Consider the following 14,438-nt stretch of genomic DNA (forward strand, 5'->3'; position numbering starts at 1 on the left):
CCAAATTACACTTCTCTCCTTATTCTTCCAGCATCTTCCACGCTAGCGGCAGGCAGGCAACTATATCCCCCACCGTCATCCCCACTGCCCCCTGCTTCTTGCAGGCAACATCTCCCGCCAGTCCGTGCACATACGTGGCCAGGCAGGCAGCCTTCTCCGGCTCATAGCCTTGGGCAAGCAAGGCAAGCACCACTCCCGTCAGCACATCACCGCTGCCTCCCGTTGCCATACCCGGATTGCCGGTAGGGTTGAAAAAACATTTCCCGGCAGGAGTGACAATGGCAGAATAAGCGCCTTTCAAGATGATATGCACTCCGGCGCTCTTCGCCAGCTCGTGAGCCTTCATCAAGCGTTCGTACGAATTCTGGCATTTGCCTACAAGACGCTCCAGTTCCTTGGGGTGCGGAGTCAGAATACTCCCTTTGGGCAGACGCCCTATATAGTTACGCTTCTCGCCCAGCAAGTTCAGGGCATCAGCATCCACCACCATCGGAGTCTGGCATATCTCTATCTGCTCCAGCAGAGCCGCCTCGGTCTCTGCCGCCTTTCCCAGTCCCGGACCTATCGCCACGGCCTGATAATCGTCCGTATCAGTAGCGGCGGCAAAGCAGGTGTCGCTGATGTCCAGCTCCGTCATGGCTTCGGGCACGGAAGTCTGCACAATGAAGTTGTTGCAGAACGGCACATGTACCGTCAGCAGCCCCACACCCGAACGCAGGCACGCACGCGCAGCCAGCACCGAAGCTCCCGCCATCCCCTGCGAACCGGCTATCAGCAGTGCGCGGCCAAAATTCCCCTTATGGGCAAACCGGCTGCGCGGCTTCAGCAGGGCAGACACATCTTCATGCTCCAGCAGGCAGAAGTCCGTTTCCATATCATGAATGGCATCCTCACTGAGCCCGATGTCCAGTAACTGCCATTCGCCCACATACGGCTCGTTCTCGGCAAAGAGAAATGCCAGTTTCGGCAATTGCAGGCTCAGTGTCAGATGGGCACGGACGATATTCGTATGTACGTTGTAGGTGTTGTCCTCACCCATCAGTCCCGATGGGATATCGATGGACACCACCGTGGCGGGCGAAGCATTGATGTACTTCACTACGGCTGCAAAACCGCCGCTCAGAGCCTTGTTCAGACCGCTGCCGAAGAGGCCGTCTATCACCACATGGTCCGCCGTCAGCACAGGAGGCACAAACTGAGTGGTCACTTCGTGGAAGTCCACGCCCGGCACGTCGGCCAGCCGCTCCTTGTTCGTCTCGCAGTCCGGCGAAAGCGTCCCTTTCGTATTGAAGAGATACACCTCGAGCCGGTAGCCCTTCCCGGCCAGCAGTCGCGCCAGGGCAAGCGCATCGCCACCGTTGTTCCCCGGTCCGGCAAAAACGGTGAGCGGCGTGTCCGGCTCCCAACGCTCGGCAATGGCACGGGCCAATGCGCGTGAGGCACGTTCCATCAAGTCAATGGAGGCAATCGGTTCATTCTCTATGGTATCTGCATCCAGTTGCTTGATGCTTGTAGTAGGAAATATCTTCATAATAGGATTATCTTAAAATCGTAGAGCAAAGATAGGGCTTTGATTTCAACTGTACAAAGAGAAGACGTTTTTTATCAAGTTGCTTTGTCCCCCGGGAAAAAATATCTGCTCTGTAAGGAAAAGTTGTCTTCAATGCAAAGGATTCTTAGAACAAAGCCTTTATTCTTAGAAACAAAAGCTCTATTTCTATAAACAAAAGCTTTATTTACAGAAACAGAAATTCTGTTTTAAGTTTGCGTAGGCTTACGGATAAGTTTGCACAAGTTGTCGGCAAGTTCCCGCAGGCTTGTCGGCAAGTTTCTAATTATACCCATTAACTTACGCAAAATAATGACTAATTTTGTACCCTCAACATATAATAAAAGCCAAAACAATAAAAGCATATTCAATGAGTACATCCCGACACCCGAAAGGTCTTTACCTTATCTTCGCCACCAGCACGGCAGAGCGTTTCAGCTACTACGGCATGCGTGCCATCTTCATCCTGTTCCTCACCCAGGCGCTCCTTTTCGACAAGGAGCACGCCGCCTCCATCTACGGCAGCTACACCGGACTGGTGTACCTGACGCCCTTAATCGGAGGCTACATCGCCGACAAATACTGGGGCATCCGCCGTTCCGTCTTCTGGGGGGCCATGATGATGGCAGTCGGCCAGTTCCTGATGTTTGCCAGCGCCTCGATGCTGGAGGCGCGTGAGCTTTCGCATTGGCTGATGTACGGCGGACTGACTTTCCTTATATTGGGCAACGGCTGCTTCAAGCCCACCGTCTCCTCCCTGGTGGGGCAACTCTACAAGCCGGGTGACAAACGGCTGGATTCCGCCTACACCATCTTCTATATGGGTGTCAACGTGGGTTCCTTCCTCGCCCCGCTGGTCTGCGGCTACTTTGGCGAGACGGGCAATCCTCACGACTTCCGATGGGGCTTCCTCATCGCAGCCATCGTCACCGTGCTGACGGTCGTCCTCTTCGAAACCCAGAAGAACAAGTACCTCATCGGCCCCGACGGCAAGCCCCTCGGCATTATCCCCGACGCCCGCAAGGAGCGGCCCCAGGCAGACAACACCGCCCGGAAGAGTGCCCACGCCAACGGACGGCCCATGCGCAACTACCTGCTGCTCGCCCTGCTCGCCATCGCGCTTGCCGGTTTCTTCTACCGGTGTTTCGGGAGCGATTGGATAAGCATCGGCATCTTCACCGCCTGCATCGTGTTTCCCGTCAGCATCCTGCTGGAAGGCTCGCTCACCAAGACGGAGCGCGACCGCATCTTCGTCATCTACATCATCGCCTTCTTCGTCATTTTCTTCTGGGCGGCCTACGAGCAGGCAGGCGCCTCGCTCACGCTTTTCGCCTCCGAGCAGACCGACCGCGTCATCCTGGGGTGGGAAATGCCCGCCTCCTGGATTCAGTCCTTCAACCCCTTCTTTGTAGTGATACTTGCCGCCATCATGCCGGGCGTATGGGGCGCCCTGGGCAAACGGGGCATGGAGCCCGCCTCGCCCACCAAGCAAGCCATCGGCCTGCTACTGCTTTCACTGGGCTATCTCGTCATCTGCTTTGGGGTGAAAGATGTTCAGCCGGGCATCAAGGTGAGTCTCATCTGGCTGACGGGGCTCTACTTCATCCATACCATGGGCGAAATCTGCCTCTCGCCCATCGGGCTCTCCATGGTGAACAAGCTCACGCCCATCCGCTTCGCCTCACTAATGATGGGGATATGGTACCTCTCCACCGCCACTGCCAATAAGTTTGCAGGCACGCTGAGCGGGCTCTACCCCGAAGCCGGAAAAGTAAAGACGCTGCTGGGTTATCGCATCGAGACGATGTACGATTTCTTCATGGTGTTCGTCATCATGTCTGCCACGGCATCGCTTATCCTCTTCCTGCTTTCAAAGAAATTACAGAAGATGATGCATGGAGTGGAATAAAAATCGTATTTTTGCGGCAACTTTCTAAAAACATCCCATCTATGGATACCATACAAATAAAAGACAAGATGTTCACAGTCTCCATCAAGGAGCAGGACATACTGAAAGAAGTAACCCGTGTAGCGAACGAAATCAACCGCGACCTGGCAGGAAAGAATCCTCTATTCCTCAGCGTACTGAACGGTTCGTTCATGTTTACCTCCGATTTGCTGAAACGAATCACGATTCCCTGCGAAATTTCGTTTGTCAAATTGGCATCTTATCAAGGAGTATCCTCTACCGGGGTAATCAAGGAAGTAATAGGCATCAATGAAGACCTCACGGACCGTACAGTGGTCATTGTAGAGGATATCGTAGATACGGGACTCACCATGCAACGCTTACTGGACACCCTCGGCACTCGCGGTCCCAGGGAGATTCATATTGCCTCCCTACTGGTGAAACCCGATAAGCTGAAAGTTGATTTGAACATAGAATATGTGGCCATGAATATTCCGAACGACTTCATCGTGGGCTACGGGTTGGATTATGACGGCTTCGGGCGCAACTATCCCGACATTTATACTGTAGTAGACTGATACAGACATAATATAGTAAATCATTAAATAATAACTAAGCAAATGTTGAACATTGTAATTTTTGGCGCTCCCGGTTCAGGTAAGGGAACGCAAAGTGAGAAGATTGTAGAAAAGTATGGCATCAACCACATCTCTACCGGAGACGTGCTCCGTGCTGAAATGAAGAACGGTACAGAACTGGGCAAGACTGCTAAAGGTTATATCGACCAGGGCCAGTTGATTCCCGATGAGTTGATGATTGATATCCTGGCAAGCGTGTTCGACAGCTTCAAGGATAGCAAAGGCGTGATTTTCGACGGCTTCCCCAGAACAATCGCCCAAGCTGAAGCATTAAAGAAGATGCTCGCCGAACGCGGACAAGAAGTCAGCGTGATGCTTGACCTCGACGTGCCCGAAGAAGAACTGATGAAGCGCCTCATCAAGCGTGGACAAGAATCAGGACGTGCAGACGACAACGAAGAGACAATCAAAAAGCGCCTTGTTGTTTATCACTCACAGACAGCTCCGCTAATTGACTGGTACAAACAAGATGGCAAATACCAGCACATCCAAGGCTTCGGCGTATTGGAAGAAATCTTTGCTGATGTTTGCAAGGCTATTGACGCAGTGAAATAACAATAAAACAGAATATGGCTGAATCGAATTTTGTTGACTACGTAAAAATATATTGCCGCTCCGGAAAGGGCGGACGAGGTTCTACGCATATGCGGCGTGAGAAATACATACCCAACGGAGGCCCCGACGGAGGTGACGGAGGACGAGGAGGCCATGTCATCCTGCGGGGTAACCGCAACTACTGGACGCTGCTCCACCTGAAATATGATCGCCACATCCTGGCAGGTCACGGAGAATCCGGTTCCAAGAACCGCAGTTTCGGAAAAGACGGAGCGGACAAGGTTATTGAAGTGCCCTGCGGCACGGTGGTGTACAACGCCGAAACGGGTGAATATATCTGCGACGTCACCGAGCACGAACAAGAAGTCATCCTGCTGAAAGGCGGACGAGGAGGTCTGGGCAACTGGCACTTCAAAACCGCCACACGCCAGGCTCCCCGCTTTGCCCAACCGGGCGAACCGATGCAGGAATTGACGGTAATCATGGAACTGAAGCTGCTGGCAGACGTCGGTCTGGTAGGCTTCCCCAATGCGGGCAAGTCGACTTTGCTGGCAGCCGTTTCTGCGGCAAAGCCCAAAATCGCCAATTATCCGTTTACCACTTTGGAGCCCAATCTGGGCATCGTGTCCTATCGCGACAGCAAATCGTTTGTGATGGCGGACATTCCCGGCATCATCGAAGGAGCCAGTGCCGGCAAAGGCTTAGGATTGCGTTTCCTGCGCCACATCGAGCGCAACTCATTGTTGCTGTTTATGGTGCCTGCCGACAGTGACGACATCCGTAAGGAATACGAAATCCTGTTGAACGAGCTTCGCACTTTCAACCCTGAAATGCTGGACAAACAGAGAGTGCTTGCCGTCACCAAATGCGACATGCTCGACCAGGAACTGATGGACGAGATAGAGCCGACACTGCCCGAAGGGATTCCGCATATATTCATCTCTGCTGTCTCCGGCATGGGCATCTCTACGCTGAAAGACATCCTTTGGGAAGAGCTGAACAAGGAAAGTAATAAGATAGAAGGCAAAGTGGACAGCATTGCCCACCGCGCCAAAGACCTCAGCCACCTGCAGGAAGAATTGAAAGAAGAGGGTGAGGACGAAGACCTCAGCTATGAATACGTCAACGACGACGAGGACATAGAGGACCTCGAGGACTTTGAATACGAAGAGGATTGGGAGGAAGATAAAAAATGATTCCTCTTACTGAAGATAGGAAAATGTTGGGATATGAGCTGCTTGCCTCATATCCCGGCATTTCTTGTTTTGTAACCACCCGTCATGGAGGGTGCAGCCAGGGAAACTATGCCTCCCTCAATTGTACGCCTTACACGGGAGACGAAGCCGGAGCTGTGCGCCGCAATCAGGAAATAGTGTGTTCTTCCCTGCCCCAGCGTCCCAAAGAACTGGTCATTCCGTTTCAGACCCACGGGACAAAGGCACTTGTCATTGACGGAACTTATCTGCAAGCAACAGCAGAAGAACGCCACTCCATGTTACAGGGCATTGATGCACTGATAACCCGTGAACCGGGCTGCTGCATCTGCATCTCTACGGCAGACTGCATTCCCATCCTGCTCTACGACCGGAAGAATGCCGTGATAGCCGCTGTTCATGCCGGATGGCGTGGCACAGTGAATTATATCCTCGGCCACACACTCGACAAGATGAGTGCCTGCTATGGCACAGAGGGTAAAGAAGTGATAGCCTGCATCGGCCCCGGCATCTCCCTTTCTGCCTTCGAGGTAGGCGACGAAGTCTATGAAGCATTCCGCAAGAACGGTTTCCAGATGGATTACATCTCCGAATGGAAACCCGACACCCACAAATACCATATCGACCTATGGGCTGCCAACCGACTGCAACTGCTGGACTTCGGAGTACCTTCCGCACAAGTGGAGACGGCAGGCATCTGCACATACACCCGACACGAAGAATTCTTCTCCGCACGCAGGCTGGGTATCAAATCCGGAAGATTACTGTCAGGAATCATGTTAAAATGAAATTGAGATAAAGAACATATTCAAGCATATTATAATGTATCATATCACACTTTCTAAAGAAATCAAACAGAATTGCTCCGAATTCCGTGGTGCGGCCGTATTTGCCGAAGTGACAAATACCGCATATAGCGAAGGGTTGTGGCAGGAAATCGCAACTTTCACCCAAGAGCTAAGAGCCCGTGAAACCACGGACAGCATCAAGTACCAACCTGTCATTGCCGCCACCCGTGAAGCCTACAAACGTTGCGGCAAAGACCCCAGCCGCTACCGTCCCTCGGCCGAAGCACTGAGACGACGACTGCTACGCGGATTGGAACTCTATCAGATAGATACATTGGTAGACCTTATCAACCTTGTTTCCTTACGTACGGGTCACTCTATCGGCGGATTTGATGCCGACGAGATACAAGGAACCGACCTTGAACTGGGCATAGGACGTGCAGAGGAATCGTTCGAGGGTATAGGCCGCGGCATGCTGAACATAGAAGGGCTACCCGTCTACCGCGACCGTATAGGCGGTATCGGTACCCCGACCAGTGACCACGAACGCACCAAGATGAAACTGGAAACCCGCCATATCCTTGCCATTGTCAACGGCTACAACGGGCAGGAAGGCCTGAAAGAAGCAGCCGAAATGATATTGGGACTGTTGGAGAAATATGCTTCCTCTACCGGTGGGACCATACAATATTTTGAATAAATGAGAATACGCGTTCTTGTCCCTCTCCTACTCATAGCCCTTGGTGCCACGGCACAAGGGAAAAAAGCGGTCTTTTCCGCCATGGAAACCAACCATATCCGCGTTGCCACTCCAGGACTGTTTTCGCAAAGAGAACTGATAGAGCTACCTTTGGAGGACATTCCGGACACGGAATACTCCTTTCCTCTGCCCGGAGGAAAAGTCATCTCCCCTTACGGACGGGGGCGGGGACGCCACAGCGGCATAGACATCAAGACCTGCGCCAAAGACACCATACGGAGTGCCTTCAACGGCGTAGTACGGATGTCCAAGCCTTACAGCGCCTACGGCAATGTCGTTGTCGTACGCCATGACTTCGGACTGGAAACGATATACAGCCACAACTTCAAAAACCTTGTACATTGTGGCGACACGGTCAAAGCCGGACAGCCCATCGCACTGACCGGACGTACCGGACGCGCCTCTACCGAGCATCTCCACTTTGAGACACGAGTCAACGGCCAGCACTTCGACCCCAATATCATCTTCAACATGAAGGAGCAGACGCTGAACCGGCAACGCATCGGATGCTCAAAAAAAGGAAACGGCATCGTCGTGCAACAATTGCCGGCAATCTACCCGAAGCCTCTGCAAAAAAAATACCCGATAGAACCATTTAAGTATCCAAACGTTTCACTACATTTGCAAAACGTTTCACTAAAAGAACGAATTGAACTTTAAAGCATATCAATGATAGAAAAACTGATTGTTCTTGAAGATATTGATCCGGTAATATTCTACGGCGTAAACAACGCCAACATGCAACTGATAAAAGCCCTGTATCCCAAGCTTCGTATCATCGCCCGTGGCAATGTCATCAAAGTATTGGGTGATGAGGAGGAAATGTGTGCATTCGAGGAGAACATCACCAAACTGGAAAAACACTGTGCCGAGTACAACTCTTTGAAAGAAGAGGTCATTATAGACATCATCAAAGGCAATGCCCCGCAAGCAGAGAAATCGGGCAATGTCATTGTATTCAGCGTAACCGGAAAGCCGATTATCCCGCGCAGCGAGAACCAGCTGAAACTGGTGGAGGCTTTTGCCAAGAACGACATGCTGTTTGCCATCGGTCCTGCCGGTTCCGGAAAGACTTATACTGCCATCGCGCTTGCTGTGCGGGCACTGAAAAACAAAGAAATCAAGAAAATCATCCTCAGCCGCCCCGCTGTAGAAGCCGGAGAAAAGCTCGGTTTCCTGCCCGGCGACATGAAGGACAAGATAGACCCGTATCTGCAACCGCTCTATGACGCCCTGCAGGACATGATACCTGCTGCCAAGCTGAAAGAGTACATGGAGCTGAACATCATCCAGATTGCCCCCCTCGCCTTTATGCGCGGACGCACACTGAACGATGCCGTCGTCATTCTGGACGAAGCGCAGAACACCACCACCCAGCAAATCAAAATGTTCCTCACCCGCATGGGAATGAACACCAAGATGATTGTCACGGGAGACATGACGCAGATTGACTTGCCTTCCTCCCAGACATCCGGTCTGGTGCAGGCACTCCGTATTCTGAAAGGAGTGAAAGGCATCAGCTTCGTGGAACTGAACAAGAAAGACATCGTAAGGCATAAGCTTGTCACCCAAATTGTGGAGGCCTACGAAAAGTTTGACAAAGAAGCGAAAGCGGAGCGCGAAAGACGCAAGGCCGAACAAGCCAATAGCAAGATTGAACAGAAACAGTAAATTCTCAAATCGTAAATATTACAAAGATGAAAGCATTAACAAAAACAGATTTCAACTTTCCCGGACAGAAAAGTGTCTATCATGGGAAGGTTCGTGATGTGTACAACATCAATGGCGAGAAGTTGGTCATGGTAGCTACCGACCGTATCTCAGCCTTCGACGTAGTATTGCCCAAAGGCATTCCTTTCAAGGGACAAATGCTGAACCAGATTGCAGCCAAGTTTCTGGATGCCACCACCGACATCTGCCCCAACTGGAAAATGGCTACTCCCGACCCGATGGTGACGGTAGGCGTGATGTGTGAAGGATTCCCCGTAGAAATGATTGTACGCGGTTACCTCTGCGGCAGTGCATGGCGCGCTTACAAAAGCGGTGTCCGTGAAATCTGCGGTGTGAAACTGCCCGAAGGAATGAAGGAGAACCAGAAGTTCCCCGAACCCATCATCACCCCGACTACCAAAGCCGAAATTGGCGAACACGATGCCGACATCTCCAAAGAAGAAATCCTAGCACAAGGACTTGCCACGCCCGAAGAATATGCCGTATTGGAAAAATACACAATGGCTCTCTTCAAACGCGGTACAGAGATTGCAGCGGAACGCGGATTGATTCTGGTAGACACCAAATACGAATTCGGCAAGCACGACGGCAAGATTTATCTGATGGACGAAATCCATACCCCGGACTCCAGCCGTTATTTCTACTCCGAAGGCTACGAAGAACGTTTTGCCAAAGGCGAACCGCAGAAACAACTTTCCAAGGAATTTGTACGCGAATGGCTGATGGACAACGGTTTTCAGGGTAAGGAAGGACAGCAGGTACCGGAAATGACAGACGAAATCGTTACTTCAATCAGCGAACGTTACATCGAACTGTACGAACACATCACTGGTGAGAAGTTCGTAAAGGAAGATACCGACAACATTGCCGAACGCATTGAAAAGAATGTAACTAATTACTTAATGTGATAATATGCCAATGTGCTAATGACCTTGCGGCATAATAGCGCAGCCAATTAGCACATTGGCGTATCAGCACATTAGCACATAAAAAAATCATGGATTACCCCCAAGAACACATCAAGCCCTACGGCGCTGACGGTAAGAAGAGCGAACAAGTGGAAGAAATGTTCGACAACATCGCTCCCGCCTACGACAAGCTGAATCACACCCTATCCATGGGTATTGACCGCAGCTGGCGCAGGAAGGCAATCAAATACCTCCTTCCTTTCCACCCCCGACGTATCATGGACGTAGCTACCGGCACCGGTGATTTCGCCATCCTTGCATGCCGCGAACTGCAACCCGATGCTTTGATTGGTACCGACATCTCGGAAGGCATGATGAATGTGGGGCGCGAAAAAGTAAAACGGGCGCACCTCTCGGACAAGATTTCATTTGCCCGGGAGGACTGCACCTCTCTCTCGTTTGCCGATGAGAGTTTCGATGCTGTAACCGTAGCGTTCGGCATCCGCAACTTCGAAGGGCTGGATAAAGGACTGTCCGAAATGTGCCGCGTACTGACGGCCGGCGGACATCTTGTCATACTGGAACTCTCCACGCCGGACCGCTTCCCGATGAAACAACTGTTTACTATTTACTCCAAAGTCGTTATCCCCCTGCTCGGTAAATGTATTTCGAAAGACAACAGCGCCTACACTTATCTGCCGGAAAGCATCCGTGCCTTCCCTCAAGGAGAAGTGATGCAGGAAGTTATCCGCAAGGCCGGTTTCAGTGAAGTACACTTCAAGCGGCTCACTTTCGGAATATGTACGTTGTATACAGCCAGAAAATAATCATTAATTCCCCTTTAACACACCCTCATTATGCAGAAATACGGTTTAATAGGTTACCCGTTGAAACATTCCTTTTCCATCGGATATTTCAATGAGAAATTCACGGCAGAAAACATTGATGCAGAATATGTAAACTTCGAAATTCCACGTATCGAGGATTTCATGGAAGTTATAGAGGAAAACCCTAACCTCTGTGGACTGAATGTGACCATTCCCTACAAGGAGCAAGTCATCCCCTATCTGGACGAACTGGACAAAGACACCGCCAAGATAGGCGCCGTCAATGTCATCAAGATTATCCGCCTTCCCAAAGGCAAGGTAAAGCTGGTTGGCTACAATTCCGACATCATAGGATTCACACAATCCATAGAACCGCTTTTGCAACCACATCACAAGAAAGCCCTGATTCTGGGCACCGGCGGCGCATCGAAAGCCGTATATCGCGGGCTGGAGAACCTGGGTATAAAAAGTACCTTCGTATCGCGCACCAAGAAAGAGGACAAATACCTCACTTACGAAGAGCTGACACCGGAAATCATGCAGGAGTACACGGTGATTGTCAACTGTACCCCCGTAGGCATGTACCCCAAAGTGGACTTCTGTCCCAACATTCCTTACGAGCTACTGACCCCCAACCATTTGCTCTACGATTTGTTATATAATCCAAACGAAACCCTCTTCATGAAGAAAGGCCAGGCACAAGGAGCCGTCACCAAGAACGGACTGGAGATGTTGCTGTTGCAGGCCTTTGCCGCATGGGAAATTTGGAATAAATAATGAAAAAAGCCATAAAATATTCAATTCTCAGTCTGGCCGCCCTCTGCACCCTACTGTTGTGCGGAGGGTACTATATGCTGGGCTATTCCCTGAAACCGGACGACCTCGTTTCACGCAGCCGCAACATAGCCGCATCCTACGATTTCATGTACGAGCGCTACCCCGAACTGCACCCCTGGGTGGATAGCCTGATGACCGCAGGAGCACTGAAGGACTTCTACATCGAGAACGACCGCGGAGAGACGCTGCATGCGCTCTATGTTGCCGCTGCCCGCCCTACCGACAAAACGGCAGTCATCGTACATGGATATACGGACAACGCCGTGCGCATGCTGATGATAGGTTATTTGTACAGCAAGGAGATGGGCTTCAATATCCTGCTGCCCGACCTTTACGGACACGGGATGAGCGAAGGAAACCATGTACAGATGGGCTGGAAAGACCGGCTCGACGTGTTGCAATGGACCGAAACCGCCGATGAGCTTTTCGGACGCAGCCATACGGACAGCATAGCGTCCCGCAGTACAAAGATGGTAGTACACGGCATCTCCATGGGAGCCGCCACCACCATGATGGTATCCGGCGAAGTGGAACACGGACAATACCAACAGCCATTCATCAAGTGTTTTGTGGAAGACTGCGGTTACACAAGCGTATGGGATGAGTTTCGCGGGGAGTTGAAAGAACAGTTCGGACTGCCCTCTTTCCCCCTACTGCATACTGCAAGCTGGCTTTGCCGGCAGGAGTACGGATGGGATTTCCGCGAAGCTTCTGCCCTGGAGCAAGTAAAGAAATGTACTTTGCCGATGCTCTTCATCCACGGTGATGCCGACACCTTTGTACCGACGTGGATGGTTTATCCCCTCTATGAAGCCAAGCCCGAACCCAAAGAATTATGGATTGTACCCGGTGCCACACATGCCATGTCTTACAAGGATTATCCGCAGGAATACACCGAGCATGTAAAGAAATTCGTAGGGAAATACATACATTGACGTGATTTTTCCTATCTTCGCCGCAACAAACATTGGTAATATGAAACGATTTATTTCCATAGCATTCTTCCTGTGCTTGTTCATATCCTTGCAGGCACAAGAAGTCTACACCACTAAGAACATTCCTAAAGTACACCTTCAGGACAAGACGCGTTATGTCTGCAACCCTGCCGACATCTTATCCAAAGAGGCATGTGCCGACATAGACCGCATGCTCTACGCATTGGAGCAGCAGACGGGTATTGAAACGGTAGTTGCCGTTGTTCCCTCCATCGGACAAGAAGACTGTTTTGATTTCTCACACCGGCTGCTCAATGAATGGGGAGTAGGGAAAAAAGAGAAAAACAACGGTCTGGTCATTCTGCTGGTAACCGATCAACGCTGCATCCAGTTTTATACGGGATACGGTTTGGAAGGGGACCTGCCTGACGCCATCTGCAAACGCATACAGACCAAATATATGATTCCCTATCTAAAAGACGGTAATTGGGATGCCGGAATGGTCGCGGGTGTAAAGGCGGTCTGTTCACGTCTTGACGGCACTATGGTGAATGACACGGAAGAGGAGGATGACCTCTCCGTAGGAGGTATCCTACTGGGACTTATCGGTTTCCTCGCAGTGGCATCTATTATAGGCATCCTTGCCCAACGCGCTGCCAACAAATGCCCCAACTGCGGACAACATAAATTGCAACGTAGCAGCAGCATACTCATCTCACGCCGCAATGGAGTGAAAACGGAAGATGTGACCTACACCTGCCGCAATTGCGGACATAAAGTAGTGCGCCGCCAGCAGTCATACGATGAAAACTACCGGGGAGGAGGCGGAGGTGGTCCGGTCATCTTCGGTGGTGGAGGTCTCTTCGGCGGAAGTGGCGGAGGAGGCTTCAGCGGTGGTAGCTTCGGAGGCGGTATGGGAGGTGGCGGTGGAGCCGGTTCCCGGTTCTAACGCCGAGTATGTGTCATCTGTGCGCCATCAACCGTTTTGACACACCTTCGAGGATACTGGAAGAAAATAAAACGTTTACATAGAATATAATTAAATGATTAATAACTGCCTTCCCCTCCTCCCCTCTCTCTATCGGAGAGGAATCGGAGGTGAGGCCTAAAAATGAAAAGTATGAAGAAATCAACCATTATCATTATCGTTGTTATAGCTCTTCTCGCCATTTGGGGTGTAACCGGCTATAACGGACTCGTAACCATGGACGAAAATGTCAGCGGACAATGGTCGAACGTAGAAACCCAATACCAACGCCGTGCCGACCTGATTCCGAACTTGGTGAATACCGTGAAAGGATATGCCACGCACGAGAAGGAAACACTGGAAGGTGTAGTAGAAGCCCGCAGCAAAGCCACTCAAATCAAAGTGGATGCTGCAGACCTTACTCCGGAAAAGCTGGCTGAATATCAGAAAGCACAAGGTGCGGTGACTTCTGCCCTCGGTAAATTGCTTGCCATCACAGAAAACTATCCGGACTTGAAAGCAAATCAGAATTTCTTGGAACTGCAGGCACAGCTGGAAGGTACGGAAAACCGTATCAACGTAGCACGGACCAACTTCAACAATGCAGCCAAGAACTTCAATACAGCCATTCGCCGTTTCCCCAAAAATATCCTTGCCGGTCTCTTCGGTTTTGAGAAACGAGCTTATTTCGAAGCGGCAGAAGGAGCGGAACAAGCTCCCCAGGTACAATTCTGATAAATACACAACTCTATAGCGAGGCACAAAGGCGAGAAACTTTGTGCCTCGCTTTGTGTTGTAGAAGATTAGATGTATCTTTGCA

15 protein-coding genes are annotated in these 14,438 nt (G+C 51.0%); 14 read left to right on the forward strand and 1 reads right to left on the reverse strand.

All coding sequences use genetic code 11. The features are described 5' to 3' along the window. Window positions 1–19: 19 nt before the first annotated feature. Window positions 20–1,531 (reverse strand): NAD(P)H-hydrate dehydratase, encoded by a 1,512-nt coding sequence (locus HUX74_RS04870; RefSeq protein WP_174646300.1) that lies wholly within the window; start codon window positions 1,529–1,531, stop codon window positions 20–22. Window positions 1,532–1,919: 388 nt separating this feature from the next. Here HUX74_RS04870 and HUX74_RS04875 point away from each other — a divergent pair, with 388 nt between their 5' ends. The 14 genes from HUX74_RS04875 to HUX74_RS04940 all read left to right on the forward strand — a co-directional run bounded on the left by HUX74_RS04875 (window position 1,920) and on the right by HUX74_RS04940 (window position 14,353). Further along, window positions 1,920–3,458 carry a peptide MFS transporter gene (locus HUX74_RS04875; RefSeq protein ID WP_174646301.1) on the forward strand — a complete coding sequence of 513 codons (1,539 nt, stop codon included), beginning with the start codon at window positions 1,920–1,922 and terminating at the stop codon, window positions 3,456–3,458. A gap of 41 nt (window positions 3,459–3,499) precedes the next feature. Further along, window positions 3,500–4,036, forward strand: coding sequence for a hypoxanthine phosphoribosyltransferase (gene hpt, locus HUX74_RS04880; protein WP_005835372.1), 537 nt, complete (start codon window positions 3,500–3,502; stop codon window positions 4,034–4,036). Window positions 4,037–4,078: 42 nt separating this feature from the next. Further along, entirely contained in the window at window positions 4,079–4,651 is a 573-nt protein-coding gene (locus tag HUX74_RS04885) for an adenylate kinase (protein WP_005823672.1), read from the forward strand. 14 nt (window positions 4,652–4,665) lie between these two features. Beyond that, on the forward strand, window positions 4,666–5,847 hold the full coding sequence (gene obgE, locus HUX74_RS04890; protein ID WP_117964778.1) for a GTPase ObgE: 1,182 nt from the start codon (window positions 4,666–4,668) through the stop codon (window positions 5,845–5,847). Then, a complete protein-coding gene (gene pgeF / locus HUX74_RS04895) occupies window positions 5,844–6,653 on the forward strand; it encodes a peptidoglycan editing factor PgeF (protein ID WP_117964780.1) in 810 nt (269 codons plus the stop codon). Before obgE ends, pgeF begins: the two co-directional genes overlap by 4 nt. Before the next feature lie 34 nt (window positions 6,654–6,687). Next, the gene (locus HUX74_RS04900; RefSeq protein WP_117599428.1) at window positions 6,688–7,353 is read left to right on the forward strand and encodes a B3/4 domain-containing protein; all 666 of its coding nucleotides are present in this window, start codon (window positions 6,688–6,690) and stop codon (window positions 7,351–7,353) included. After that, the gene (locus tag HUX74_RS04905; protein ID WP_117599427.1) at window positions 7,354–8,073 is read left to right on the forward strand and encodes a M23 family metallopeptidase; all 720 of its coding nucleotides are present in this window, start codon (window positions 7,354–7,356) and stop codon (window positions 8,071–8,073) included. 9 nt (window positions 8,074–8,082) lie between these two features. Then, entirely contained in the window at window positions 8,083–9,084 is a 1,002-nt protein-coding gene (locus HUX74_RS04910; protein ID WP_117599426.1) for a PhoH family protein, read from the forward strand. Window positions 9,085–9,110: 26 nt separating this feature from the next. Then, a complete protein-coding gene (locus HUX74_RS04915; RefSeq protein WP_117599425.1) occupies window positions 9,111–10,052 on the forward strand; it encodes a phosphoribosylaminoimidazolesuccinocarboxamide synthase in 942 nt (313 codons plus the stop codon). 89 nt (window positions 10,053–10,141) lie between these two features. Then, window positions 10,142–10,879, forward strand: a complete 738-nt coding sequence (gene ubiE, locus HUX74_RS04920; RefSeq protein ID WP_098032550.1) for a bifunctional demethylmenaquinone methyltransferase/2-methoxy-6-polyprenyl-1,4-benzoquinol methylase UbiE — start codon at window positions 10,142–10,144, stop codon at window positions 10,877–10,879. A 30-nt stretch (window positions 10,880–10,909) separates the two neighbouring features. Further along, a complete protein-coding gene (locus tag HUX74_RS04925; protein WP_005835363.1) occupies window positions 10,910–11,656 on the forward strand; it encodes a shikimate dehydrogenase in 747 nt (248 codons plus the stop codon). Beyond that, the gene (locus HUX74_RS04930) at window positions 11,656–12,651 is read left to right on the forward strand and encodes an alpha/beta hydrolase (RefSeq protein ID WP_117599423.1); all 996 of its coding nucleotides are present in this window, start codon (window positions 11,656–11,658) and stop codon (window positions 12,649–12,651) included. Before HUX74_RS04925 ends, HUX74_RS04930 begins: the two co-directional genes overlap by 1 nt. A gap of 40 nt (window positions 12,652–12,691) precedes the next feature. Further along, window positions 12,692–13,600 (forward strand): YgcG family protein, encoded by a 909-nt coding sequence (locus HUX74_RS04935; protein ID WP_117964786.1) that lies wholly within the window; start codon window positions 12,692–12,694, stop codon window positions 13,598–13,600. A gap of 171 nt (window positions 13,601–13,771) precedes the next feature. Then, complete coding sequence (locus HUX74_RS04940) at window positions 13,772–14,353, forward strand: LemA family protein (protein WP_005835359.1); 582 nt, start codon at window positions 13,772–13,774, stop codon at window positions 14,351–14,353. Window positions 14,354–14,438 lie beyond the last annotated feature (85 nt).

Source organism: Bacteroides sp. Marseille-P8574 (genome assembly GCF_902825465.1).
GTDB lineage: Bacteria > Bacteroidota > Bacteroidia > Bacteroidales > Bacteroidaceae > Bacteroides > Bacteroides uniformis.

Coding starts and splice junctions, on each gene's coding strand:
- HUX74_RS04870 (WP_174646300.1), bottom strand. CDS start 1,531: ATGAAGATATTTCCTACTACAAGCATCAAGCAACTGGATGCAGATACC.
- HUX74_RS04875 (WP_174646301.1), top strand. CDS start 1,920: ATGAGTACATCCCGACACCCGAAAGGTCTTTACCTTATCTTCGCCACC.
- hpt (WP_005835372.1), top strand. CDS start 3,500: ATGGATACCATACAAATAAAAGACAAGATGTTCACAGTCTCCATCAAG.
- HUX74_RS04885 (WP_005823672.1), top strand. CDS start 4,079: ATGTTGAACATTGTAATTTTTGGCGCTCCCGGTTCAGGTAAGGGAACG.
- obgE (WP_117964778.1), top strand. CDS start 4,666: ATGGCTGAATCGAATTTTGTTGACTACGTAAAAATATATTGCCGCTCC.
- pgeF (WP_117964780.1), top strand. CDS start 5,844: ATGATTCCTCTTACTGAAGATAGGAAAATGTTGGGATATGAGCTGCTT.
- HUX74_RS04900 (WP_117599428.1), top strand. CDS start 6,688: ATGTATCATATCACACTTTCTAAAGAAATCAAACAGAATTGCTCCGAA.
- HUX74_RS04905 (WP_117599427.1), top strand. CDS start 7,354: ATGAGAATACGCGTTCTTGTCCCTCTCCTACTCATAGCCCTTGGTGCC.
- HUX74_RS04910 (WP_117599426.1), top strand. CDS start 8,083: ATGATAGAAAAACTGATTGTTCTTGAAGATATTGATCCGGTAATATTC.
- HUX74_RS04915 (WP_117599425.1), top strand. CDS start 9,111: ATGAAAGCATTAACAAAAACAGATTTCAACTTTCCCGGACAGAAAAGT.
- ubiE (WP_098032550.1), top strand. CDS start 10,142: ATGGATTACCCCCAAGAACACATCAAGCCCTACGGCGCTGACGGTAAG.
- HUX74_RS04925 (WP_005835363.1), top strand. CDS start 10,910: ATGCAGAAATACGGTTTAATAGGTTACCCGTTGAAACATTCCTTTTCC.
- HUX74_RS04930 (WP_117599423.1), top strand. CDS start 11,656: ATGAAAAAAGCCATAAAATATTCAATTCTCAGTCTGGCCGCCCTCTGC.
- HUX74_RS04935 (WP_117964786.1), top strand. CDS start 12,692: ATGAAACGATTTATTTCCATAGCATTCTTCCTGTGCTTGTTCATATCC.
- HUX74_RS04940 (WP_005835359.1), top strand. CDS start 13,772: ATGAAGAAATCAACCATTATCATTATCGTTGTTATAGCTCTTCTCGCC.